Consider the following 24,012-nt stretch of genomic DNA (forward strand, 5'->3'; position numbering starts at 1 on the left):
GATCTATGAATTTATTTAATTGGGATAAAAACTTTGAAACAGGCATTGGTGTTGTCGATGAACAACATCAATACCTTGTTGGTTTTATCAACCACTACGGAAATCTTGTGTCAGAGAATACTATCTCTATAGACGATATTAACATCGCTTTACTCGATCTCACGCGCTATGCCGAATTTCACTTTAAAGAAGAAGAATCTTTGATGAGAGATTGTGGTGTGTATGAGTTACACATTGAAGAGCACATCAAAGTGCATCGTGTATTTATGCAAGATATCTACAGCATGCAAGCTTTCATCTTGGAAGAAGATCAGTCGTCAGCACGGCAGTTACTTGATTTCTTGATCCATTGGCTTGCTTACCACATCCTCGGTATCGACCAAAACATGGCGCGACAAATGACCGCCATAGAAGAGGGCGCGACACCTCTACAAGCCTTTGAAGCAGAAGAAAAGCAGCAAGATTCTTCGACTGTCCCGCTGTTGACTGCGCTTAACAGCCTGTTTGAACAAGTCTCTGAACGAAACAAACAGTTGTTACGCTTCAACCAGTTACTCGAAGACAAAGTCGAGGAACGGACTACAGAACTGAAACGAGCGAGTAAGAAACTTGAAGAGTTGTCGTTAACAGACTCACTCACTAATTTGCCTAACCGCCGTAATGCCTTTAAACAGTTAGCCGTGCATTGGCAAGACTCCAAAGAGCTTGGTATGCCTTTAGTGTGCATTATGATTGATGCTGACAATTTCAAGCGCATTAATGACACCAGTGGACATGATGCAGGCGACTTGGTGCTACAAACCCTCTCCCGTGAACTGAAAAACACCTTTCGTAATGATGATATTGTTTGCCGGTTAGGTGGCGATGAGTTCTTGGTTATTTGCCCAGACACTGATCTTAAAGGTGGAATGTACATCGCGGAAACGGCTCGACAGAAAGTGTCTGAATTAGAGGTTGAAACCAGTAATCAAGTTTGGATTGGCAGTATTAGTGTCGGTGTCGCTGAAATAACCGAAGAATTCGAAACCATGAATGAATTGATTAAAGCGGCTGACGAGTCCGTTTATCTAGCGAAAAACGCAGGAAAGAACAGCGTTTGTTCTATTCAGATCTAGCCTTCAGGTCATTTCCAAATTAAGAAGTGGAACCTGTAATTGTTCCACTTCTTCCTACTCCTCATTAATATCCTGTTAAATTTGCCGTGTTTTTAGGCAATAACTTGTTCTTTTAGCGATTCAATTTGGCATTGGTTGCGTGTTTGATTACTATGTGTAGCTATCTAAAAAAACTAATCATCCGATACGGACACTACCAACTGGTAGATGAGGAAATGATGCAACATCTAGAAGAGATCATTGCTAATGCAACGACTGCTATTGATACAGCAGATTCGTTAGTCGCACTTGATGAAGTGCGAGTTCAGTATTTAGGTAAGAAGGGTGAACTAACTCTTCAACTACAAAGCCTAGGTAAACTTCCACCTGAAGAGCGTCGCACTGCTGGTCAAGAGATCAACAAAGCGAAAGGTGCTGTTCAACAAGCGATCGCAGCTCGCAAAGACGCACTACAACGTGCAGAGCTTGAAGCGAAACTAGCTGAAGAAACTATCGATGTGAGCCTACCAGGTCGTCGCATTGAGAACGGTGGTCTTCACCCAGTGACTCGCACAGTTGAGCGTATCGAACAGTTCTTTGGTGAGCTTGGCTTTAGCACTGAGTCTGGCCCTGAGATCGAAGATGCATTCCACAACTTTGATGCACTAAACATCGCAGACGATCACCCAGCTCGTACTGATCACGATACTTTCTTCTTCAACCCTGATCTAATGCTACGTACGCACACTTCTGGTGTTCAAATCCGTACGATGGAAAACGGCAAACCGCCATTCCGCTTCATTGCTCCGGGTCGTGTTTACCGTAACGACTACGATCAAACTCACACGCCAATGTTCCACCAAGTGGAAGGTATGTTAGTTGATGAGAACGTAAACTTCGCACAACTTAAAGGCATTCTTAACGATTTCCTTTGTAACTTCTTTGAAGAAGAAGTTGAAGTGCGTTTCCGTCCTTCATTCTTCCCGTTCACAGAGCCTTCAGCTGAAGTTGACGTGAAACGTAAAGATGGCAAATGGCTAGAAGTTCTAGGTTGTGGCATGGTTCACCCTAACGTACTTCGCTCTGTTGGCATCGACCCTGAGAAATACTCTGGTTTTGCATTCGGTATGGGTGTAGAGCGTCTAACGATGCTTCGTTACGGCGTAAATGACCTTCGTGCGTTCTTCGAGAACGACCTTCGTTTCCTTAAACAATTCAAGTAATCCGGGGCAGTCAAAACTATGAAATTCAGTGAATCTTGGCTACGCGAGTGGGTTAAACCTGCAATTAACAGCGAAGAGCTAGCTCACCAAATCACTATGGCTGGTTTGGAAGTTGACGATGTAGAACCTGTTGCTGGTGAATTCACCGGCGTTAAAGTAGGTAAAGTGGTTGAGTGCGGTCAGCACCCAGACGCAGACAAACTACAAGTTACAAAAATTGATATCGGCGAAGAAGAACTTTTAGACATCGTATGTGGTGCATCTAACTGTCGTCTTGGCCTAACTGTAGCAGTAGCAACAGTTGGCGCAGTACTTCCTGGTGACTTCAAAATCAAGAAAGCAAAACTACGTGGCGTTCCATCGCACGGCATGCTTTGTTCTTTCTCTGAGCTAGGTATCGACGTAGAGTCTGACGGCATCCTTGAGCTGCCAGAAGGCACAACGCTAGGTATGGACGTTCGTGAGCTTCTAGAGCTTAACGACGTAACTATCGACGTAGACCTAACAGCAAACCGCGCAGACTGCTTCAGCATCCGCGGCCTTGCTCGTGAAGTTGGCGTACTAAACCGCGCAGACGTTACAGAGCCAACAGTTGAAGCTGTTGCAACAAGCATTGAAGACACAGTATCTGTTGAAATCAAAGCAACGGATGCTTGTCCACGTTACCTTGGCCGTGTGGTTAAGAACGTAAACGTAAAAGCGGAATCTCCAATCTGGATGCAAGAAAAACTGCGCCGTTGTGGTATCCGTTCAATCGACCCAGTTGTAGACATCACAAACTACGTGATGCTAGAGCAAGGCCAACCAATGCACGCATTTGATCTCGCTAAGATCGAAGGCGGTATCGTGGTTCGTCTAGCAGAGCAGGGCGAAAAGCTAACACTTCTAGATGGCAACGAAGCTGAACTAAACAGCAACACGCTTGTTATCGCTGACCACAACAAAGCACTAGCAATCGCTGGTATCTTTGGCGGTCAAGATTCAGGTGTTACTACTGAAACAACAGACGTACTTCTTGAAGCGGCATTCTTCGCACCGGATCACATCCGTGGTCGCGCACGTGCTTACGGCCTTCACACAGATTCTTCTCTACGTTTCGAACGTGGTGTTGATTCAACTCTACAAGCAGCAGCAATGGAGCGTGCAACGCAGCTTCTAGTTGAAATCTGCGGTGGTGAAGTTGCGCCAGTAAACGGCAGCGAATCTGAAGCTGATCTTCCTAAAGCAAACGTAGTTGCTCTGCGTCGCGCTAAGCTAGACAGCCTACTAGGTCACGAAATCCCATCTACAGACGTAGTGGAAATCCTAACTCGTCTAGGTTGTGAAGTTGAGACGACTGAAGCTGGGTGGACGGCAACGTCTCCATCTTGGCGTTTTGATATCGCAATCGAGCAAGACCTAATTGAAGAAGTAGGTCGTATCTACGGTTACGATAACATTCCAAACCAAGCGCCTAAAGCGGCACTTAAAATGAATGACCACAAAGAAGCTGACCAACCGCTTAAGCGCGTTCGTGACCTTCTTGTAGACCGTGGCTACCACGAAGCAATCACATACAGCTTCGTAGAACCAGAACAGCAAAAACTTGTTGTACCTGGTGTTGAGCCGCTAATCCTGCCATTCCCAATCTCTGCGGACATGTCAGCAATGCGTCTTGGCCTAATCCAAGGTCTTCTAAACACAGTTGTTCACAACCAGAAGCGTCAACAGTCTCGCGTTCGTCTATTCGAATCAGGCCTACGTTTCATCCCTGAAGCAACTGCTGAAAACGGCATGCGCCAAGAAATGATACTTGCGGGCGTTATCTCTGGTACTCGTGGCGAAGAGCACTGGGACATTGCAACTAACACTGTAGATTTCTTCGATCTTAAAGGTGACCTAGAAGCAGTTCTTGAGCTTTCTGCAAACGAAATCGCATACAGCTTCAAAGCAGCTAAGCACCCAGCACTTCACCCAGGTCAAACTGCGGCTATCGTAGTAGACGGCAAAGAAGTGGGTATCATTGGTACTGTTCACCCAGAACTAGAGCGTAAGTTTGGTCTTAACGGCCGCACTATCGTATTCGAAATCGAATGGGCAGCTATCAACACTCGCGTGCTTCCAGAAGCAGTAGCCGTATCTAAGTTCCCTGCAAACCGTCGTGATATCGCCGTTGTTGTTGATGAAGCAGTCGCTTCTGGTGACATCGTAGAAGCGTGTATCGCAGCTGGTGGCGAATTCCTAACAGGCGCTAAACTGTTCGACGTATACGTTGGTCAAGGCGTTGAAGAAGGTAAGAAGAGCCTAGCTATCGCACTTAGCCTACAGTCTGTAGAGCGCACACTAGAAGATGCAGACATCGCTGGTTCAGTAGATGCTATCGTAGCTTCAATCTCAGAGAAATTCGGCGCAGCACTTCGCGACTAATCTCTTCTGATAGATAGAAAAATCAAAGGCCTCGCAATTGCGAGGCCTTTTTGTTTTGTTTCTTATCTGCATCTGACATAGCTATAGTCTTTGAATCCAAAGAAGAAGTTAGTGTATGTTTAAGTTGTTAAGTTAACTTTTAGGCAATTAAGCTAGCAACTTCATTTATACACAAGGTCGGCATTTTGAGCTTATGTATATTAACGTTTTGTAATTCAGCTAAATACCCTTCGGGCTCTTCGTTGTCACTAAAATTTAAACACCTATCCAGATGAATAGCAGTGAAGCGAGATAAACCAATTGACATTAGATTTAGAACGCTCTTTTTACAGGAACCAAATTCAAGGTATATATGATAAGGTTCTATTGCTTCGGCGGATTGTAGTCCTTGTTCAAGAGCGATATGCTTTAAGATTTCTAAGTAGGCTGAAAAATATTTCACCATCTTAAAGCGTATATCTGTCTCAAGAACTTTTAGACAAGATCTTACTTCTCTTGTTGGGTTAACACTGCCAGTGTCTCTGACCTTTTCTAGGTAAGATATTCTCTCGTGCAGTATTTTACCTATTGGTGCCCCCCAAACCCATTGGTAGGATAAATAGCTAAGCCAAGGCTTGAATTTTTCATGTAGCTTCCACTCGAAGCTAGCTTCGAGAGTATCGATTATCTTTTCAACTCTGGCTTTTGAGCCCGCTATATATGGATATATAGGGTAGTAGTCTTCTATATTTTTTTGGTCCAAGAGGTATTTATATAGCCTATCTAGCTGGTCTGGTCTTAAGGATTGGTTTCTCTGTATGATTTCTTCTGGCAGAGCAACTTCTAGTGACTTAACTATCTCAATAGTATTGTCTAACTCATCACTATTTGAGTCCGTTCGATATTGTTCCATGAAAGAAAAATCTTTGGTAATAAGGAAGTCACTGTAGATCTTCCCAATCGCTACATCAGCTTCATCTTGCTTTGTTTCATCCCTGGTTTCTTGAGATTTATCTTCGCGTATTGCCTTTTGTAGTTCTGTTCCTCCATCAGCTAAAATATTACTTATGGATGAAGTTATGGTTTGTAATTTATCTCCTGTATAGCAAGGGCTGTCCCAATCGTCTGGTCTTACACACCATACATTCCCGTGAAATTCGCTAAGGAGACGGCCTGCACGACCTGCTAAGTTTAGGAAATCTGCGCGGGTCATACCATTATCGCCAGACTTGGGGTTCTCAATAATAATGTGCTTAGCTGGGAGGTTTACACCTTGTAACAACGTACTCGTACAGAATACAACTTTAATATCCCCTTTCCTGAAAAGATCTTCGACCCCAGTTCGTAACAAAGAAGGCATGTTTCCGTAATGGAAGGCAATACCCTTTTTAAGGCAGTTTTTCAGTGCATAGTCAGGGTGAACTTCTTGCTCGATGAAGCTTATAAACATTTTCACATCGTCACTAACCTCGATATCCGGAGCAAGAGTTGAAGCGTGAATTGCACGTTCTTCAGCACTTGATGGGGTATTTGAAAATGAAATTACAGCATCATCATCCGATAGAGTTAGGGCTAAGCTCGCTATTTGTTGGTTCTTACTACCCCTTAATGGGAAAGGTAGGTCGAACTCACCAATATCAGTCGTCCCCTTGCTACTGAGCAAAGATATGTGCATTTTAGCGGGCTTTCTAGCTACTTGGTTTATTAATAAAATATTTTGAGAAACAGGAGATATGACTTCGGTGAAGAACTTTCCATTGGAGGTACGTTGAAATAAAGATAAAAAATACTCTGGGTTTTTAATCAAAGGGCTCGCAAAAAGTAGTTTTGTATTATTAAATTTTCTTAAAGCTACATCTATTGCTGTTTGAAGAATTATGCCTCGTTTCCCATTTTGAATCTCATGCGCTTCATCAATTATAAGCGTATCGATCTCTGGCTCTATATCTGTTGAACTTAGAAAGCTGAGAAGGCGCTCTTGAGTGAAAATATATACAACATTGGTGCGTGTTTTTTTTCTATCAACAGGAAACGGTGTAGTTCGGATTATGGCTTTATCTTGACCAATTTTCTTAATTGCATTTCTGACTCTCATAGATACTTCTGAAATCAGTGCTCTTGTCGGAACGACATAAACAATGCTGTGGCTCTGATTTACTCTAATCTGATTAGATAGAGAGAGGTTTAATACAAATGACTTCCCGGCAGATGTAGGAGCTGAAATACTCAGGTTTTGTTCATCTTCTAAAGAATTAAACAACTGTATTTGAAAGTCAGTAAGTTGTATTTCGTTTTCTGATTCATCAAGGATAGTATTCTCTGACTCTCGTGCAATTATCTCTAGTCTCAAAGGAGCAGGGATAGAGTTTTCAATTACGTATCTGTTTCTTAATAGCTCTCGACCAGGAAAATTACCAATGCGAGACAAGATAACTTCAGCAGCTCCTTTGACAAGTTCACTGTCACCTTTAGTTTGCTCAAGAAGCCTAGTAATGATCTCGTAAGACTCATTTATTTCATCATCTATTCCAAGCGATAATATCGAAGCATGGCTTACCAGTGCTCTAATTTCCATATCTTCGAAGTAAATTATGCTTTCAGAGGAAAAGCTGGAAGGGAGTTGGTTTTGAATGCTAGCTTTTTCTAGTTTTCTTACTAGCATTTGAATATCGAGAGTCTCACTCATACTGGTTTTAGTCCTTAGTCGAGCGCTTTGTTAAAGGCATTTCTGAAATCATCTACCGAAGGAAACGGGAGGAAAAAAAACTCGAAAGAAAGATGGTTGCAATTCATATTGGCTATTTTTTTCTGTAAGGATGTAGTTAAACGTAAACCTTCTTCGTGGAACTTTGATATGAAACTTTCCGTTAACGCCTTTGGATTCCCACCATCTATAGTGCTGAATTCTTTATAATTATAGCCTATGAGGCATGCATGATTTAGGCGGGCGTTTGGTCCCGGTTCCCCACAAACGATCAAAGACGATAGTGCTTTTTTAGTCTCTTCATTCGAATATTTAAAGTGCTTAGTCACCATGGTAAATTCATGTTCGAGCATTTCAATATTATGGAAATCGTCAATACTACTCAGTGCCGAGTTGATTGCTGAGTTTGAGTCGACATAAAGTTTAGCTTCACCAAAAAAGAAGTCTACGAGCTCGTCTTCAGAATTGTATTTAGCATGAATGCCATCTGAACCTTTAACTTCATCTTTATGATTGGTTTTTAATTCCATTTTTGAAACCATTTGAGGTGCACCGAGAATGGCTTCGATTAAGAAAAATAACAGCAGCTCACCAGCTTCACCGGTTCTATCTGGGTTTTCAGAATCTATTTCTGGGTGACGGAATAACTTTCTAGCTTCTTTCGTCAATCTAGCTGACTCTCTAGCGGTAAGTTGATCCGGTCTGTTTGCAGATGATATACAGTAATCAATGATGAATTCATAAAGTAGATTCGCAAGAGCTTTTACCATTGGCTGGCCGTTACCATCGAACTTTAAGTAGTGAAGTCTTACGTTAGTTTTGTACCCATCAATCTTATATTCATGATCTAAGCAACCAATACAAGAATCATACGCACTTTTGTCGACTGATAAGTAACGATTAATGTTTATGGTCATTTGGTATCCTCAAGGAATATTTAGGGGCTTTATCACTCATTTCTTTCATACCAATCTACAAACTCCTTTGATATGCATTCGGTTAAGCTAGAGTGATATTGAAGCTTGTCCGGAGCAGAGATCCACTTAGAGGGAATTGAATTAATCGTAAAACCACGAGATTCGATAAAGCTGACACATTTTACTTTAAAGTTAGGATCCCTAAAGTCATATGATCCACTGCTGAGTAAATGTCTTGCCCCGTCCGCAAAACATTCAAATTGACTTTTTAATTGTCCACTTATGGCTGTTATGTAGCTCCAGTCAGCAAGAGATCCATCATGATGTACAACGTGAAAACAGCGAGTTTTAAATTGACCAGTGTTTTTAATGATGAACTCTTTAATGTTGTGTTCGTCTTTAGTTTTCCAATGAAATTCAGGATGCCGTTTATATAAAGCAAGAACGTCTGAAAATTCTTCGTCATGATGCGTTATTGCCGCTTGGTGGCGGTTAGCGTTTAGGATCGCTTTGAAATGACTTTTCGCTTCTGACTGTGTTTTGAAACAGGTTCCATTAGCAAGTTGCACTGGCTTAGCCATATATACTCCATAAGTGCAATCAATAGCAGTAACCATTATTGCATTGTGGAATACTATACTACAATGCATATCTCTACGGATTAGTAGAGCTACTTATCAAAAATAGCGAATTATGGGAAAAAACAGGGTGGTATATTGTTTATTGATTAATAAAGGTTATGGCTACTAGTTGTATTAACACGACTAAGGGTGTGGCTGAATACTCGCTGCTTTTTTACTATAAGCAACCCATTTGTGTATATGCGCTCTTAAATTAACGAGGTCTAGACAGTTATCCTCATAGCTTTCCTTGACCCGTCTACAACTTCACACTTTATAGTGACTATATTGATTGAGAGGGGCGCTTTCTGTGTTCCCTCCAAAGTAAGTAGAGAGACACTATGAAACGTTTAATTCTAAACATCACACTCTTGGTATTCATGGCTCTTGGTAGCATTAATGCCATGGCTCATGATTCAACGGTTAAGTACGGTATTGCGATATCTCACGATGGTGAGCAAATTGCGTATTGCAAAAGTGGCAGTGGGGAGACAGCGCTGATCTTAATTCATGGTTGGAGCTTAGACAGCAGGCTTTGGCAAAACCAAGTGAGTGAGTTTTCAAAGCACTACCAAGTGATCACCATGGACTTAGCCGGGCATGGTAACTCGTCGTTCAATCGTGAAGAGTACACCATGGTTGCATTCGCTGAAGACATCAAAGCCGTAATCGAGAAAGAACAACTCGAATCTGTCATCTTAGTCGGGCATTCGATGGCGGGTGGCGTTATTGCAGAAGCCGCTAAACTGATGCCGAAAAGAGTGAAGGGCATTATTGGTGTCGATACATCACAAAACGTCGCACTAGCCGTTTCACAAAGCGACCTAGACTCAATGACCAAACCGTTTGAAGCAGACTTCCAAGCGGGCATCACTACATTCGTGAAAGACTCGCTACCAAAAGACGTAGAGGCGGATTTACTTTACTGGGTAACGCAAGACATGGCCTCAGCACCGCCAGCTATCGCGATAAACCAGTTCCGCCATTATCTAGGCCAATACGTAACAGGCGAAGCATACCGCGTGTATGAGAACGTGAATGTGCCAGTAATATTGGTTAACGCTCGCCTATGGCCAACCGATTCAGAAGTGAACAAGAAACACATCAAGGATTACAGCATTTACTACATTGAAGACTCAGGCCACTTCCCAATGCTAGAACAACCACAGCAGTTCAACACAACCTTGATGAAAGCGGTTAAGTCAGTGAAGTAGGCGCCGTAGTTGTTAAATGATGGATGTAATCGTTGATAGATAAAACTAAGGCCTCGCGATTGCGAGGCCTTTTTTTAAAACTGTAGACTACTACCCCGTATATAGTCGACGTGGTACTAGCTTACAAGTTTTAGATAAGCGTTTGACGTTACTGATGTACGCACTACTTCTGGTAGAGTAAATGACTCCCATGTAGTGTCACTACGTCTTATCAATAGCATGTTTTCAGCAATCCAATACTTACCTATATTGATTTGGCTCGTTTGTCCTGCAATTTCAATATTTATTTGGTTTAGAGGGTGTATGACTTTACTCATCATCTCGTCTAATTGTTGATTAGCAGTGTTTAACTTTTCGCGCTCTGTCGCTCCAGTAATAGCGCCAATTATAAGATCAGTTACAACAAATCCAACTGCAGACAAAATACCAATTGAAAGTCCGCCTACAAACTTTAGACCTAATGATACCGTGATCCCTGAAGCTGCAAGGGCCGAGATACCTCTTGCCATCGCTACTCCTAAATAGACTGAGATCGAAACTCCTACACCTGTTGGAATAGCCCAACCGACCCACTTTTCTGCAGTACCTATATTGTCGTAATTCGTTAATTTCTCGTACTCATTTGCTTTGCTCGCGTCTAACGTCGTTTTAACTGACTCATTAAACTGGTATATGTGTTGTTTAGCATCTTCAATAACTGCATTGATTTTGGTTACCATCTCATCAACGGTTTGTTTATCAGGATCTAATGCTACTTGCTCCAATCGAAACTTTCCGTCAAATGGCAGTTGTTCTTGGTTAATCACTTGGTTAACCATAGTGTTGAAAGAGTCAGAAAAATTATTCCAGTTAGTATTGAATCCTAAAAATGCGTTACGAGCTTCCGCAGTTTTAGAACGTACCTCTTCTCTTCTTTTTGGGTTATCGGGGTATAACAAATCAGAAAAGATGGACATAGGTATTCTCCTTTTAGAAGGTCAACACATGAATATCACGCGTTATAAATGAACTAAAAGCATAGCTGTTTGATATAAGGGTAAATTTAATACTTCAGATTTTGAGAGTTAAGTCACGATATGCAGTTAGTTGCACCTGTTGGGGCAATGCACCTTTGTGAATGTGCTCACCTTGTTCTCCCAATGCTAGAGCAACCACAGCAGTTCAACACAACATTGATGAAAGCGGTTAAGTCAGTGAAGTAGGGCGCTGTAGTTGTTAAAAGGTGGATGTAATCGGTGATAGATAAAACTAAGGCCTCGCGATTGCGGGGCCTTTTTTGTTCGTTGGAGGCTTTGCTAGATACATTCATTTCAATTTGTGAGTAATGTTCGCATCGTTCATTCTTTTATGGTCCTTAAACGAGTGCCTCATAGTTATATAAATGACCTAATAACCCCCCCTAGATACGTAATTAGCATCACTGTTATTAGTAATGTCTGACCGAATCTAGTGGGGCTTTTTACTGATAATCACTTTAACTATGTGTTTAGGACGTCCTGCTATGGCTAAGAAAATAATATTCATTCATGGTCGCGCTCAAAAGCCCGATAAAGCTCACCTTCAAGCACTTTGGTACGATGCTATAGAGCATGGCTTGCAGCGAGATTGTGGAGAATCAAGTTCATTACAAGCTTTTAAAGATGTCGATAAACGGTTTGTCTATTACGGTGAACTATCAAACACATTGTTAGAGAAACCAACGGAAGACCCTGTAAGTCGACAGCAAGCGTTGTCTGAACTCAAAGAGTACGAAACCAGCCAGTTCGACAAAACAATGTATGACGAGGTATCTAAAATTGGTTTTCTGAAAGAGGCGTTAGCAGATACTTTTTCATCGCTATTTGGAAAGCTGGGTGTGGCTGAGACACTCATAACGAAGGTCGCACCGGACATGGCGCATTATTGGAATGAAGATACCTATTTTGGCAGCGATGTCAGGCATAGGCTAATGGTAGAACTGAAGGAAGTGCTTGATAATCAGGATGATGTGATGATCGTATCTCACAGTCTCGGGTCGATGATCAGCTATGACGTGTTATGGAAGTTATCTCACTACGGAGAGTATAGACATGACTATGGTGCGGATAAGAAGGTCAACTTATTGCTAACGCTCGGGTCACCGTTAGGAGATGAAAACGTAAAAGATAGGCTAAAGGGGAGCCGCTTGAAAGATGAGAAGAAGTATCCTTTAAACATTCAGCAATGGATAAACATATCGGCAGAAGACGATTTTATCTCTCATGACAGCAAAATTAGAAATGACTTTAAAGATATGCTCAAACTGGATCTGATACCCGGCGGAATGAAAGACATCTACCCAGTTTATAACCTCAATATTCGCAACGGAAAAAGCAATCCGCATGCTTCCATCGGCTATCTAATCAATCCTAAATTCATCACAGTACTGGATGAATGGCTCTCGAGTTGATTTGGTTTACCATCGTCAATTGCTTCGCTGCTCGTTCGTTGAAACTTAGATAAAACAAGGCCTCGCGCGTGCGAGGCCTTTTCGTGTTTCGACCAAAACTCAATATTAATCGAGGTTAACGAAAGCTTGGGATAATCGCTGGAATTCCCGGTAGAAGGCCGACCAATGCCATTACGCCACTTAGTACAATAAACATGATGCCAGGCAACACCCAACGGCTCATTTTACTCAGCTCACCGCTGCGTTCTTTACAACCGACTAAGCCTAAGTTGTCTAACAGCATAGTGAGAGACCAACCGAATGCTGGGTTCACTAGCGCCGATGAAAATACAACAATCGCTGCCGATTGGGTGGTTTTCCCTTCACGTGTCATTTCCATTCCAGCTTCTAACAATGGAACAAATACCCCAACAATCAGCGCAACACAAAGTACAGGTTGCCAGATAGCTAGATCCATCGGGTAGCCCCAAACTGCGGCGATGATACAGAACAGAGCTGTGAGCAAAGCGCCAGCAGGAATAGGGCGTTTAGCAATCGCCGCCGGTACGATATAAGTACCCCATGAAGACGTAAAGTTAGTACCACCGAGCAAAGAACCGAACGTTTGGCGAATTGAAGCCGTGGTCATTGTGTCGTCGATGTTCATGTGTACTTTTTCGGTACGTTCTGGATAGCTGATTTTTTGAAATACTTGATGTCCTAAGAAATCTGGTGACCACATCGCTACGGCTAAAATAGCAAACGGCAATACCACCATGAAGTGTTCAATCGTCGGTAGGCCTAACATCCAACCAGTATCTTCTCCCCACCAATACATAGGGTTCATGTTAGGTAAGCCTGGCTCAGTGTGGAAAGCAAATGGGGCACCCATAGCAAATGCAATCGTACCACCCAGTAAACAACTAAGAGGTACGGCTAACCAGCGCTTACGGAAGTGTTCTAATAACGCGTACAAAATGATGGTGCAGAAGATCACGACAAAAGCGATATGGCTCATACCAATTCCCTCAGCCCAAGCGAACAGCTTTTTCACTTGAGAAGCGGTTCCAACAAAGCCGAGGTAGAGTAATAAGCCGCCACACACGCCTTTACTGGTGAGGTTGGCCAACATGCTGCCACCTTTACTGATGGCTAAGATTAAGCCGAAAGCGCCAATCAGCAACCCAAAGGCCATTGGGTGTCCACCTGCTGCCACGACAATTGGAATTAAAGGGATGAGTGGGCCGTGTGTACCTGCGAGGTTCGCGGTCGGTAATAAAAAGCCAGAGAAAAGAATGATGAAAACAGAGGCGATGAGGAGTTCATAACGAACGTTTTCTAAAATAAAGTCTTCATTTAATCCTAGAGCCCCCGCAAAGGTGGCTGCAATCGCGCCCACCATAACCACTTTACCAATAGTTGCGGCCATCGCTGGGATGGTGTCTTCTATCTCGAATCGATAATCTTTAAACGGTAAATTTGGACGCCAGCGTTTAGGCGCCATGATTTGTAATTCATGTTCTAAATATTGGTCGCGGGAATCAAATTCTGATCTTGGTTTGTGTTGTTGTTCATAAGTGAGTTCATCCTCATTGGCTTGAGGCTTATCTGCTTGTATATGTACGGACTCTAAAGTACTGCTCATGTTGATTCCTTTCGTTCACACTCTAAGGCGTGTTATTCCAACAAACGTTATTGACTCACGCAGAAGCGCAAACAATGCGTCAACGTATTATTAAAAACTCATTAACATTTACTTGTTAGTACCTTATACCAAACCCAAAAAAACAAATAGTCTCAGGTAGTTAGACATTAGTCGTAGAGTTAGTCGACTAGTATTAGACTCTGTAGATAGTATGTGTCTGGTTATTTGTAGTCCCTTAATTTCTCCCACGTTCTGCACTTGATAGTGATAGAATCTCCGCATTAGAATTATCGAGAAACTAGGTATTTATAAACAATGTTTATCCATCAGGTAAATGGCATCGATTGGCTGGTAATTACAGCCTTTGAAGAACTGAAAACTATGTTTATCGAAGATGCTGGTCCTATCCCAGCTTACTTCTCTACCGCCAGTGAACTGAGCCTGATTGATCAAGCCAAGCGCAGCTATGGATTTTTGCCTAAACTCCGCGGTGTGATCACCGATACCGGCACGTATCAAAGTGAAAATCTTGAAGAAGATTTGAACCCACAGCTTGCGTGTATAGTGGAAGGGCGTGGCCGGGTGTTTATCTATCACGGCGACTATGTGGCTTTTGTCGATGACGAGCAAACCTTCATTACCCGTATGGACTGAGAGTGATTCAGTGAGTTGAGATCGGCGAATTGGTAAATCGGCGAGTTAGCTCCCCTAGAATTTAAAACTAAAGGATTAATATGATGGCAAAAACGATCTCATTGGTACTTGGCAGTGGTGGCGCAAGAGGCTTGGTGCACGTTGGAATCATCCGTTGGTTAATGGAGCATGGCTATCAGATAAAATCCATCTCTGGCTGTTCAATTGGTGCACTTATCGGTGGTGTCTACGCTGCGGGTAAGTTGGATGAATTTGAAGAGTGGGTTACCAGTATCGACCAATCGGATATGGCTATGATGTTGGACTTTTCATGGCAATCGAGTGGTATCTTCAAAGGGGACAAGATCATCGACACACTGCGTGGATTGATCGGCGAGATTTCAATTGAAGATCTGCCTATCCCTTATACCGCAGTTGCTGCCAACGTCGCCGATGAAAAAGAGGTTTGGCTGCAGTCAGGCTCTCTGTTTGATGCTATTCGTGCCTCTATCTCTTTGCCATTGTTCTTCACACCTCATGTTATTAATGGCGAAGCGCTCATTGATGGCGGGGTACTCAATCCCGTACCGATTGCGCCTACCTTTGGTGATAAGACAGACGTTACTCTGGCTGTGAATTTAGGCGGCGAACCTGAAATGGTTCAACAGGAAGTGATACCTGTTTCCCTACCAACAAAAGAGAGTAACTTGCATGAGAAGGTTGTTCACTTTATCGATAATCTCGGTAGCAGTGTAAAAAGTAAAATGAGCTTCAATTTTGCTGCCTACGACATTGCCAACCAAGCGTTTGATGCGATGCAATCGACCATTGCTCGTCAAAAACTGGCCGCTTACCCCGCCGATATTACGCTTGAGATCCCACGTAATGCCTGTGGCACTTTAGAGTTTGATCGCTCACAAGAGATGATAGACAGAGGCTATCATTTGGCACAGGCTAAACTGGGTAACTGGCTTTAATGTATTTGCTGCTGAATGAGAGTATTTATGGAAACTGAACTTAAAGATCTGGTCACAACAAAAGATGTCATCGTGCTCACCAGTTCAGAAGAGTCCGCCGTATCATGGCTGATAGAGTGCTATCAAGAGAACACTGATATCCAGATTATCGAGAACGCACACCAACTAGATACTGAAGCGATTTTGGCGCAATGTCGAAACAGCCTGAGTGAAAGTAAAAAGGTCATACTTACTGCGCAATTTCGCAGCCAATTACCTATCATCAATATCGCTTCACTGTGTAATGAAAAGCGCAAATCGTTGATTAATATTGAGCTGTTAGGCTGGGATGAAGAAAAACGCCTTCCTCACTCTTATAGCGGTTTCTAGGTTATAAGAATTTTTAGCTTATAGCGGTTTCTAGTTAACTGCATTCGCTATATAGCAGCCGTTTTAGATAGCAGATAATGCAAGACCATCACTTCAAATGTCTGCCGCCATCAAGGTGTAAAGTTCTTCCTGTCATGTAATGACTGGACAAAACATACTTGATGCCATCTATTATTTCCTCAAAGCCCGCTTCTGTCGGAATCAGAGCTTTCTGCAGCGCTTTGGTTTTGTATGCCTCATCGTCATGTTCATTGAACTTAATCATGGCTGGAGAGAGGGTATTTACTTTCACCTTGGGAGCCAGCATTGCTGAAAACGATAGCGTCAGGTTGTTGAGTGCAGCTTTACTGGCCGCGTAAGCGATGTGTTTTTTACTGCCTTTTTCCGCAACGTAATCACTGATGTGGATGATGTCTGAGGTTTTATCGCCAGACATCAATTGGTCTTTGAGCGTTAAATTGAATAGATAAGGCACGGTGGCGTGAATCGTCATCATCTGGTGCATGATTTGTGATGCATTTTCACTGGGATTCATCTTGTTCTCAGGCTTCCAGTCGGAAGCGTTATGTATGATGGCTCGAAGTGTCTTATATTCTTGACCAACGTAATGAAGAAAGCCCTCTAGGCTACTTTGTTGATAAAAGTCGACTTGCTGCAAGTCGGCTCCACCATCGCGCAACAGTTGCAGTTGAGGGTAGTCGTTGCGGTAGGTGCCAACTACTTTGTATCCATCCGCTAAAAGTTGCTGCGCCAGTGCGAAGCCGAGTCGCTTTCCCACGCCGGTTATCAGTATCGTTTCACTCATCGTAAAAACTCAGCTCTGGTTTGAGGGTTAGTTTTGAAAATGCCACCGAGCGCGGTTGTTGAGGTTTCAGAGTTTGCATCCATGACGCCTCTGGATTTAACACAATAGTGCGTCGCTTTAATCGTCACGGCTACGTTTTCTGTTTCCACTAGAGTCTGTATCGCGACCAGGATTTGCTGAGTAAGGCGTTCTTGTACCTGAGGACGCTGAGCAAAGAATCGAACGATACGGTTGATTTTAGACAGCCCAAGAATCTTGTTTTCAGGGATATAGGCCACTTCTGCTAAACCATCGATGGTAATGAAGTGATGTTCGCACGTCGACGTTAAATCTATGTTCGACACCTTGACCATTTCATCAACCGACATTTTGTTGTCTATCACACTGATTTTTGGAAAGTTATTGTAATCTAGCCCTGAAAATATCTCATGGACGTACATTTTTGCAATGCGATGGGGTGTTTCAGCTAGGCTATCATCATTCAAATCCAGTCCAAGCGTACTGACTACTTCCGTTAAAAGACCTTTGATGCGGTTGTACTTCTGGTTTGGGTTCATTTCGCTCGGTGTCATCGGGGTTTCTAGTCCCTTTTCGAGCAAAGCTTCTCTTACTTTTTCAGCTTCTGTGGTTAGCATTGACTCGCTCCTTATGAGTTAATTTTCGAGTTCTGCTTCATAGCTAAGCGTGAGTGAAACGGAGTCGGCAAAACGTAGGGCATGAGGCTTGTCAATTCTCACTTGAGCGTATCGAACCCATGGATGATCGATACAAATGCCGAGTACGTCGCTGGTTAACTTTTCTAAAAGCAGAAATCTTCCGGATTCGACATGTTGAATGATCTTCTTGCAGATGTTTTTGTAGTTGAGTGCGTTGTCCACGTCATCAGAGAGACAAAGGTTGTTAGCAGGGTAGTGGATCTCTGCATTGATAACGATGTCTTGCTGCTTAGACTTTTCTTCTTCGTTGAAACCGATGAAGGTTCTTAGTCTGAGATTTGTAATGGTGATAATGGCGTTGTGATTCATAACAGTGTCCAATCCTTAGAGAGTAAAGTCAGGTACGTGCTTGTTTTAAGAAAAGATCAGTCAAGCTCACGCGATTAAGAGTTCAGTCGTTCCTTTAGCCGTTGTTCCTGTTGCAGCCGTTCTTTTTTCAGTCATGTAGAGGCTAGGTGAAACTGATATCGAAAGGGATGGTTTCGGTTTTCTGACTTAACTGATCGAAGTTTTCCCAGAGCTGCTGATATGAGATGTCTAGAGTGGGGTGACGTTCTTGTGCGGCAATATCGACTAATGGCCTGAGCACAAAAGCGTACTCGGTGATTTCGCCTCTAGGCAGCTCTACGCCATCGATAACGCCCACTTGATTACCATAAAGGAGGATGTCGATGTCCATCGTCCGTGAAGCATAGGCTTTGGTTTGGCGCTTGCGATCGTTCTCTGATTCGATTTGATGCAGAACCTTAACCAGCTCTGCGACTGGGAGGTCACATTCGAACCCAACGACTAGGTTTAAGAAGTTATCCCCTTTAAAACCGACAGGCTCGCAATCGTAGAAATTAGAAATGTGCAGCAGTGCAAAGCGGTCATGCAATGCTTTGAGAGATTTTGTGACGTGATGTTCGCGGTTAATGTTGCTTCCGATGCTGACATAGACGGTGGCCATAGTTTTCCTTCCTTTTAACCAGCCTATACGTCCAACTCGCGATGAAGATCAGCAATGCATCCTTTTAATGGTAGGACGGCAAAAGAAAAATACGGTTCTGTTACAAGTTTTGCCCGTTTTGAGCCCGACAAAAGGGCACCTGTGAGCTAGAAAGTGCCACGAGTCAAAGCTCGGCCTATGAAGGTTCCGGGCATAAATGAACTACAGCTTCCCCCTAAATTAGCATTTACTAGAAAGCTAAAGGTAAATGAAAAAGCCCAAACAAAGGATTGGGCTCAATTCAATCATCATGAAACCATTGTCATGGTGATTATATTCCGATTAATTTCCCCAGATTTGACTTACAAACTCTGGATGGTCAATAAACGGATTACTATTCCCTTGGAAATCATGTACCGCATTATTTCGGTCGATTTCTTTTTGGCTTACTGGATCTTCAGAATGCCAACGCTTTAGCATGGTAAGTAGCCAAGGTTCAAAAACGGTTGTATTGGTTCCATCCAGAACGGCATCAGAGCTTGTAGAGTTCCCTTCCCAATTAGCGATTTCATTTTCATAGCGTGTTGCCATGTAGAAATATGCTCTTGCGAAATCACCTTTAAACTCATCAATTGGCTCAAACACCGTACCTACATAACCAAGAGAGTTCGCTGCACTGCCTAACTTAGAACCATTGCTTGATGTGTATGTCGCGCTACTCACCTCACCAAATGGCCAATTACTACGTTTCGAGTTAACGTAGCCGTCAGTGGCAAATAAATGGTGACCGTCAGAGTTCATTGGCTCGACTTTCCCACCAAACCAGCTTTTCGGGAATGAGTGCTCACGGTTGTAGCAATCACCTTCTTTGCTGTATTGACCACATTGGTCGGCCACCTTAGTAAATTGGATTGAATCTGAGCCTGAAGGTTTCTCCGAATACATATCGAGAATCGACCCATCAGTATCATAGTATGTGTCTAGGTCAGCCTCAGACACCAACGTCCAAATAGCGGTGTAACCCTGACTACTATGATTATCAATAATTTGATATAAGGCTGTTTTTAACGCAAAGCCCACTTTGCCTTCAGCGTCTTTGTAATACTCACCTAACACTGGTGGTTCAGTTGGTGGTGTAGTTGAGCCACCAATCGTAAATTCTGTACTCTGACTTGCTTGGAAATCACCACCAGATGCCACAACGGTCCCGTTTACCGACAAACTGTATGAACCATTCCCCACACTGCAGCACATTCCATCTCCATAAGAGTCTGAGACTTCTAGGGTGTAGCTACCATCCGCTAAACACATTTCCACTTCATTGATGGTGTTACTTTGATAGTCTGAACCAGAATAAAGAGTTTGAGAAACTGAGTTTTTGAGAGACCAACTGGTTTCAGAACCATAGTTATCCGTCACTAGCGTGAGTGTGGCACTTGTGTCATTGCAGCTTTGTGTTGGTGGAGTCTCCGTAGGCTGAAAGTTATCTAAATACACCACTTCCGAGCCATCAAAACCTGCATCATCATAAAATCGTACGCCCACAACGATATCTTTAGTGCTCGTAGCGCTGTACGAGTGAGTCAATGCTTGCCACTGATTCGTTAAACCATTATTCGAGTAGCCTAAATAGCCATCAACAAAAAGGCGAGCTTTCACGTTACCTTCAGTGTGATAAACATCGACAGAGAAATCATAAGTTTTCCCTTGTTCAACACGTATCGTTTGCAGAAAATCAGTATTACTTTGAGTGCCTGTATTCACGGTTACTTGCGCAGAGAAACTGCCGTTATTTACAGGGTCGGTAGAGGGTGATGCCGCAATGCCGGAATCAATTACACTCCATCCAGATGGTACGTTTCCTTCCCAGTTTTCGAAACTTCCATTTTGGATTTGTGCATGCGCACTCGCTGAACAAAGTAATGCAACGCCACTTAGTGTTATTATTCTATTTATCATATAACCTTCTGTTTAATTGGATAAAAATCAACTAAGCTTAGAAAGTAATCAAAAGGTGAATGGAGATAAACATCACATTTATAAATGTAAGTAACATTACCTTTATTAATATGTGTGATGTAAAGCAATGTGATATCGACCTGTCTAATGCTTTCACACGCTAGATTATTGAAAAAAGGTTCATCTTGGCTTTCAGGGGAAAGCTGCGATGAACCCAAAATAAGCACTTATCCGCAAGCCCTGTCTATAGTAAATGTAACCTCTACTAAAGTTCGATCCAGCCCTTACCTAACCAACTGAAAATTATGCGCACAATTCAGTTTGGTTCTGATTTCTAGTTTAAGACCGTGCAAGCACATATTGCTTCCGATGCAAGGCTCGTTATTAATCAAGAACTTCCTTTTATTTAGATATTGTTCAATGGTTTAGTGGGCAATATGTTTGTGCGTAAGTGTGATTAAAGCTTGGTCTGTTGTGGATTAGAACATTTAGCTACATTGTTGGAACTCTAGGCATGAGGAGGAGTAAGGCAAGTTGCAGGGTTTGAAACTGAGTTCAATCCCTCTCTGGCTCACTTTGGGGCAAAATATTTGTTGGTGCAGTTCAGGGATGATGAAGAGCAGCCTCTAGAGACCCCCATAAACCCCGAACAAAAGCGAACTTCATCTATCTCACTGGCAATTTGGTCTTTGTTTTTACCTGACCGAAGGCGAAGCTGGATTCAATAGAGGCGATATTGGGCAGGCGGGTTAATTGCTTGCGGATAAACTGCTCATAGCTTTTGAGCGATTCGCTCACCACATGCAATAGGTAGTCGTGATTGCCTGTCATCAAAAAGCACTCTAACACTTCATCAATCACTTCAATGTGTTGCTCAAAGTCTCGCATGTTCTCTTCAGTTGGCTTTTCGAGCTTCACCAATACAAACACATTCACAGGCAAACCACACGCTTCTTGGTCAACACTGGCGTGATAGCCGCGAATAATCCCTTGTTTCTCTAATACGCGAACTCGGCGTAAACAAGGGGAGGGTGACAATGCCACGCGATCAGCCAACTCTTGATTAGTCAGCCGAGCGTTGTTTTGCAGTTCAGCCAGTATTCTTTTATCGATCTCGTCCATTGGCATATTCCATTAATATTGAATTTAATTTGGCAATATTATTGCTCAAAGTGTATGTCTTACTTCGCAAATAGCAATTTTTAACATCTGCGCAAAACTAAAATTAAAGGAGGAACAACAAGCATGGAATGACTTAAGAACTATGAATACTTCAACTCAACTTAGCCCGCTGCGTAAAACAACTAAACACGAACAAGCAGAAGCTCTTGCCATTGAGCAAGCAAAACACTTTGGTATCGACCCAAATAGTGATTACGGCGTCACGCTGATTGAACTGGCGACGACCTTGTACAAAGCTAATACCAAGACACACGATCTTTGGGCATTGACGGTTGATGGCTTATCAGATCTCGACAAGAGCGACCGGATCGCTTGGTTTAACGCTAAACGTTTCTTGTCATTCCAGATCGCTAAGATCCTCGATAACCTGCAGAACCCAATGCGTGCCACTTACCAATCTATCGCGACTAACAACGGTAATTTTGCGTCTAAAGGCGCGTATCCTATCTTCGATAATGTCGCTGCTATCTTCTCGGCAAGCCCTGTTATTACGCGCACTGCGACCTATTTGTTTGCCTGTACTGAATGGATTGAAGACGCGTTCAACGGTAAAGAGCCGCTGCACGATATTTACTCTCGACTGCTAAACCCAACATCAATCTCACTCGCGAATCACATGGTTGACCTTGAGGCGGGTTCTAGAGCTAACGAATATCTAGCATGGAACTTTAACTCTGGGATGGCGGCGATTGATGGGTTGCTGAGCCATTTACTTGGACATGAAGATATTGTCTTGGCCTCGCGCAATATCTACGGCGGTTCTTATCAGCTGTTGGAAGATTGGTTCGGCAAGCCGTCGAATCTGAATGTCGCGGTAGAGTGGGTGGATGGTTACTCTGGTGATGAGTTTGCGACTCGCCTTGATGAGGTTGCCGATAAATATGCTGGTCGCCTCGCTGCAGGTAAGAAAATCTACGTCTACCTAGAGTCACCGTGTAACCCGCATGGCTACGTGTTAGACGTTGCTAGCATCAGTAAAGCTGGTCACTCTCGCGGTTGGGATGTGATTGTCGACTCAACAGTGGGTACGCCATTGCTTCATCCTGTGCTCAAACGTGATGATGTGATGGAAAGGCCTGATTATGTCATTCACTCCTACACCAAAGAACTGGCGGGTTCAGGTACCACAACCGCTGGGGTAGTCATCGGACGCAACGAGACCATGTTTGTTCCAAAAGGAGAAGAGGTCACCTGTACCAAACCCAACGACGATGAGGTCACTATTCCATGGAACGAAACGCTGTTTTGGAATGTGTATTACATCAAAGGCGCATTCTTAGATGCAGACAAAGCGTTTGAAGTGCTCAATGGCATGAAGACGTATGAGATGCGAGTGGTGCAAAAAACCATTAATACACTGACTCTGGCGAAGATCTTCGATGCTCACCCAGACATCAATGTGTCGTGTCCCGCTTTACCAGACAGCGATAACTATGAACATTGCCAGAACAACATGTACTTGGGGCTACCAGCCGCGCTGTTTACTATCGACATGGAAGGTAACGGCGATCGTGCGCCAATTAATCGAGATGGGTTTAAACAGTTCTTCGATATGCTTGAGCCAGCAATCGGCATGCAAGTGAGCCTTGGGCAAACCAATACGGTGGCGCTGTGTCCGGCACTGACAACGCATTCAGAACTCAGTGATGAAGCGCTTAATGAAGCCGGCATCAAGCCGACGACTATGCGTATCTCGATTGGGTTGGAAGATCCTCGCATGTTCATTGCTCATATTATCGAGGCCGCCAAATTGTCGATTGACCGTAAGCACGCCGACTTCTCATCGAGCTTCCCGAGTAACGACCGTATTGACGAGATCTATATGCAAACCTATATGGATGTACACCAGAGGTTTGTGAAGAGTTTGCCGAAGTTCAGTCAGCTCACTCAGTGACTTAGGTCAGTAATGAAAGCTAGCAATAAAGGGTTAGCAAGAAAAGTCAGTGAAGTCGGGTAGCTGTAACCGTTATAGGACAGTCATAACCGCTAAATAGAAAAAATAAGGCCGCGCTTGAGCGAGGCTTTAGTTTTAGAAAGCTCTCACTGTGTAGCTTCATCGAGTGCTATTCAATTGGTGCTTGGAAAGCGACTCTGTTGATGACTTATTACTGGGCTAATACTGAATAACAAAGAGCAAGAGCTCGAGAAAAGGAATGATTTTCGTAAAAAGTAAAATTATTCGATTAAGATAGCGTTTAATATCACCATTAAGATCATATGGTTATGGTTTTTTG

Annotated in this window: 21 protein-coding genes; 10 read left to right on the top strand and 11 right to left on the bottom strand. The window is 43.1% G+C overall.

Annotated elements, in window-relative coordinates; all coding sequences use genetic code 11:
* Nucleotides 1–5: 5 nt before the first annotated feature.
* The 3 genes from QQ041_RS12390 to pheT all read left to right on the top strand — a co-directional run bounded on the left by QQ041_RS12390 (nt 6) and on the right by pheT (nt 4,723).
* Complete coding sequence (locus QQ041_RS12390; RefSeq protein ID WP_285954055.1) at nt 6–1,115, top strand: GGDEF domain-containing protein; 1,110 nt, start codon at nt 6–8, stop codon at nt 1,113–1,115.
* A 218-nt stretch (nt 1,116–1,333) separates the two neighbouring features.
* The gene (gene pheS, locus QQ041_RS12395; protein WP_004734764.1) at nt 1,334–2,317 is read left to right on the top strand and encodes a phenylalanine--tRNA ligase subunit alpha; all 984 of its coding nucleotides are present in this window, start codon (nt 1,334–1,336) and stop codon (nt 2,315–2,317) included.
* 18 nt (nt 2,318–2,335) lie between these two features.
* Nucleotides 2,336–4,723 carry a phenylalanine--tRNA ligase subunit beta gene (pheT, locus tag QQ041_RS12400; RefSeq protein WP_285954056.1) on the top strand — a complete coding sequence of 796 codons (2,388 nt, stop codon included), beginning with the start codon at nt 2,336–2,338 and terminating at the stop codon, nt 4,721–4,723.
* Between the two features lie 139 nt (nt 4,724–4,862).
* On the opposite strand, the gene QQ041_RS12405 is transcribed toward pheT, so the two are convergent.
* The 3 genes from QQ041_RS12405 to QQ041_RS12415 are packed head-to-tail and all read right to left on the bottom strand — an operon-like array spanning nt 4,863 to nt 8,904.
* Complete coding sequence (locus QQ041_RS12405) at nt 4,863–7,388, bottom strand: DEAD/DEAH box helicase (RefSeq protein ID WP_285954057.1); 2,526 nt, start codon at nt 7,386–7,388, stop codon at nt 4,863–4,865.
* A 14-nt stretch (nt 7,389–7,402) separates the two neighbouring features.
* A complete protein-coding gene (locus tag QQ041_RS12410; RefSeq protein WP_285954058.1) occupies nt 7,403–8,323 on the bottom strand; it encodes a DUF1837 domain-containing protein in 921 nt (306 codons plus the stop codon).
* Nucleotides 8,324–8,355: 32 nt separating this feature from the next.
* Entirely contained in the window at nt 8,356–8,904 is a 549-nt protein-coding gene (locus QQ041_RS12415; protein ID WP_285954059.1) for a DUF3223 domain-containing protein, read from the bottom strand.
* 380 nt (nt 8,905–9,284) lie between these two features.
* Between QQ041_RS12415 and QQ041_RS12420 the strand changes: the two genes are divergently transcribed.
* Nucleotides 9,285–10,157, top strand: a complete 873-nt coding sequence (locus QQ041_RS12420; RefSeq protein WP_285954060.1) for an alpha/beta hydrolase — start codon at nt 9,285–9,287, stop codon at nt 10,155–10,157.
* Between the two features lie 116 nt (nt 10,158–10,273).
* On the opposite strand, the gene QQ041_RS12425 is transcribed toward QQ041_RS12420, so the two are convergent.
* Nucleotides 10,274–11,113 carry a hypothetical protein gene (locus QQ041_RS12425; protein ID WP_285954061.1) on the bottom strand — a complete coding sequence of 280 codons (840 nt, stop codon included), beginning with the start codon at nt 11,111–11,113 and terminating at the stop codon, nt 10,274–10,276.
* 120 nt (nt 11,114–11,233) lie between these two features.
* Here QQ041_RS12425 and QQ041_RS12430 point away from each other — a divergent pair, with 120 nt between their 5' ends.
* Together QQ041_RS12430 and QQ041_RS12435 are read left to right on the top strand one after the other, a co-directional pair.
* Entirely contained in the window at nt 11,234–11,359 is a 126-nt protein-coding gene (locus tag QQ041_RS12430) for a hypothetical protein (protein WP_285954062.1), read from the top strand.
* A 299-nt stretch (nt 11,360–11,658) separates the two neighbouring features.
* Nucleotides 11,659–12,585, top strand: a complete 927-nt coding sequence (locus QQ041_RS12435) for a hypothetical protein (RefSeq protein ID WP_285954063.1) — start codon at nt 11,659–11,661, stop codon at nt 12,583–12,585.
* A gap of 115 nt (nt 12,586–12,700) precedes the next feature.
* Here the strand turns inward: QQ041_RS12435 and QQ041_RS12440 are convergent, their stop codons facing one another.
* Nucleotides 12,701–14,209, bottom strand: coding sequence for a DUF3360 domain-containing protein (locus tag QQ041_RS12440; protein WP_285954064.1), 1,509 nt, complete (start codon nt 14,207–14,209; stop codon nt 12,701–12,703).
* A 315-nt stretch (nt 14,210–14,524) separates the two neighbouring features.
* Between QQ041_RS12440 and QQ041_RS12445 the strand changes: the two genes are divergently transcribed.
* The 3 genes from QQ041_RS12445 to QQ041_RS12455 all read left to right on the top strand — a co-directional run bounded on the left by QQ041_RS12445 (nt 14,525) and on the right by QQ041_RS12455 (nt 16,188).
* Nucleotides 14,525–14,863 carry a cytosolic protein gene (locus tag QQ041_RS12445; protein ID WP_285954065.1) on the top strand — a complete coding sequence of 113 codons (339 nt, stop codon included), beginning with the start codon at nt 14,525–14,527 and terminating at the stop codon, nt 14,861–14,863.
* 83 nt (nt 14,864–14,946) lie between these two features.
* Nucleotides 14,947–15,819 (top strand): patatin-like phospholipase family protein, encoded by an 873-nt coding sequence (locus QQ041_RS12450; protein WP_285954221.1) that lies wholly within the window; start codon nt 14,947–14,949, stop codon nt 15,817–15,819.
* A 15-nt stretch (nt 15,820–15,834) separates the two neighbouring features.
* Nucleotides 15,835–16,188: a hypothetical protein gene (locus QQ041_RS12455; RefSeq protein WP_285954066.1), complete on the top strand. Its 354-nt coding sequence runs from the start codon at nt 15,835–15,837 to the stop codon at nt 16,186–16,188.
* 88 nt (nt 16,189–16,276) lie between these two features.
* Here the strand turns inward: QQ041_RS12455 and folM are convergent, their stop codons facing one another.
* The 6 genes from folM to QQ041_RS12485 all read right to left on the bottom strand — a co-directional run bounded on the left by folM (nt 16,277) and on the right by QQ041_RS12485 (nt 21,718).
* Complete coding sequence (gene folM, locus QQ041_RS12460; RefSeq protein ID WP_285954067.1) at nt 16,277–16,993, bottom strand: dihydromonapterin reductase; 717 nt, start codon at nt 16,991–16,993, stop codon at nt 16,277–16,279.
* On the bottom strand, nt 16,990–17,628 hold the full coding sequence (gene folE, locus QQ041_RS12465) for a GTP cyclohydrolase I FolE (protein ID WP_285954068.1): 639 nt from the start codon (nt 17,626–17,628) through the stop codon (nt 16,990–16,992). The genes folM and folE overlap by 4 nt, the downstream gene beginning before the upstream one ends.
* Nucleotides 17,629–17,646: 18 nt before the next feature.
* On the bottom strand, nt 17,647–18,018 hold the full coding sequence (gene folX, locus QQ041_RS12470) for a dihydroneopterin triphosphate 2'-epimerase (protein WP_048664833.1): 372 nt from the start codon (nt 18,016–18,018) through the stop codon (nt 17,647–17,649).
* A 142-nt stretch (nt 18,019–18,160) separates the two neighbouring features.
* Nucleotides 18,161–18,658: a 2-amino-4-hydroxy-6-hydroxymethyldihydropteridine diphosphokinase gene (gene folK / locus QQ041_RS12475; RefSeq protein WP_285954069.1), complete on the bottom strand. Its 498-nt coding sequence runs from the start codon at nt 18,656–18,658 to the stop codon at nt 18,161–18,163.
* A gap of 321 nt (nt 18,659–18,979) precedes the next feature.
* On the bottom strand, nt 18,980–20,596 hold the full coding sequence (locus QQ041_RS12480; RefSeq protein WP_285954070.1) for an endonuclease: 1,617 nt from the start codon (nt 20,594–20,596) through the stop codon (nt 18,980–18,982).
* 666 nt (nt 20,597–21,262) lie between these two features.
* Nucleotides 21,263–21,718, bottom strand: a complete 456-nt coding sequence (locus tag QQ041_RS12485; RefSeq protein WP_285954071.1) for an Lrp/AsnC family transcriptional regulator — start codon at nt 21,716–21,718, stop codon at nt 21,263–21,265.
* Nucleotides 21,719–21,860: 142 nt separating this feature from the next.
* On the opposite strand from QQ041_RS12485, the gene QQ041_RS12490 reads away from it, so the two are divergent.
* Nucleotides 21,861–23,672 (top strand): PLP-dependent aspartate aminotransferase family protein, encoded by a 1,812-nt coding sequence (locus QQ041_RS12490; RefSeq protein WP_285954072.1) that lies wholly within the window; start codon nt 21,861–21,863, stop codon nt 23,670–23,672.
* Nucleotides 23,673–24,012: the final 340 nt, after the last annotated feature.

The sequence above is a fragment of the Vibrio sp. TMPB1044 genome (genome assembly GCF_030442075.1).
Taxonomy (GTDB): domain Bacteria; phylum Pseudomonadota; class Gammaproteobacteria; order Enterobacterales; family Vibrionaceae; genus Vibrio; species Vibrio satsumensis.

Coding starts and splice junctions, on each gene's coding strand:
- QQ041_RS12445 (WP_285954065.1), top strand. CDS start 14,525: ATGTTTATCCATCAGGTAAATGGCATCGATTGGCTGGTAATTACAGCC.
- QQ041_RS12390 (WP_285954055.1), top strand. CDS start 6: ATGAATTTATTTAATTGGGATAAAAACTTTGAAACAGGCATTGGTGTT.
- QQ041_RS12425 (WP_285954061.1), bottom strand. CDS start 11,113: ATGTCCATCTTTTCTGATTTGTTATACCCCGATAACCCAAAAAGAAGA.
- QQ041_RS12430 (WP_285954062.1), top strand. CDS start 11,234: ATGCAGTTAGTTGCACCTGTTGGGGCAATGCACCTTTGTGAATGTGCT.
- QQ041_RS12420 (WP_285954060.1), top strand. CDS start 9,285: ATGAAACGTTTAATTCTAAACATCACACTCTTGGTATTCATGGCTCTT.
- folM (WP_285954067.1), bottom strand. CDS start 16,993: ATGAGTGAAACGATACTGATAACCGGCGTGGGAAAGCGACTCGGCTTC.
- folK (WP_285954069.1), bottom strand. CDS start 18,658: ATGGCCACCGTCTATGTCAGCATCGGAAGCAACATTAACCGCGAACAT.
- QQ041_RS12415 (WP_285954059.1), bottom strand. CDS start 8,904: ATGGCTAAGCCAGTGCAACTTGCTAATGGAACCTGTTTCAAAACACAG.
- QQ041_RS12450 (WP_285954221.1), top strand. CDS start 14,947: ATGGCAAAAACGATCTCATTGGTACTTGGCAGTGGTGGCGCAAGAGGC.
- folX (WP_048664833.1), bottom strand. CDS start 18,018: ATGAATCACAACGCCATTATCACCATTACAAATCTCAGACTAAGAACC.
- QQ041_RS12455 (WP_285954066.1), top strand. CDS start 15,835: ATGAGAGTATTTATGGAAACTGAACTTAAAGATCTGGTCACAACAAAA.
- folE (WP_285954068.1), bottom strand. CDS start 17,628: ATGCTAACCACAGAAGCTGAAAAAGTAAGAGAAGCTTTGCTCGAAAAG.
- QQ041_RS12440 (WP_285954064.1), bottom strand. CDS start 14,209: ATGAGCAGTACTTTAGAGTCCGTACATATACAAGCAGATAAGCCTCAA.
- QQ041_RS12480 (WP_285954070.1), bottom strand. CDS start 20,596: ATGATAAATAGAATAATAACACTAAGTGGCGTTGCATTACTTTGTTCA.
- QQ041_RS12485 (WP_285954071.1), bottom strand. CDS start 21,718: ATGGACGAGATCGATAAAAGAATACTGGCTGAACTGCAAAACAACGCT.
- QQ041_RS12410 (WP_285954058.1), bottom strand. CDS start 8,323: ATGACCATAAACATTAATCGTTACTTATCAGTCGACAAAAGTGCGTAT.
- QQ041_RS12435 (WP_285954063.1), top strand. CDS start 11,659: ATGGCTAAGAAAATAATATTCATTCATGGTCGCGCTCAAAAGCCCGAT.
- QQ041_RS12490 (WP_285954072.1), top strand. CDS start 21,861: ATGAATACTTCAACTCAACTTAGCCCGCTGCGTAAAACAACTAAACAC.
- pheS (WP_004734764.1), top strand. CDS start 1,334: ATGCAACATCTAGAAGAGATCATTGCTAATGCAACGACTGCTATTGAT.
- QQ041_RS12405 (WP_285954057.1), bottom strand. CDS start 7,388: ATGAGTGAGACTCTCGATATTCAAATGCTAGTAAGAAAACTAGAAAAA.
- pheT (WP_285954056.1), top strand. CDS start 2,336: ATGAAATTCAGTGAATCTTGGCTACGCGAGTGGGTTAAACCTGCAATT.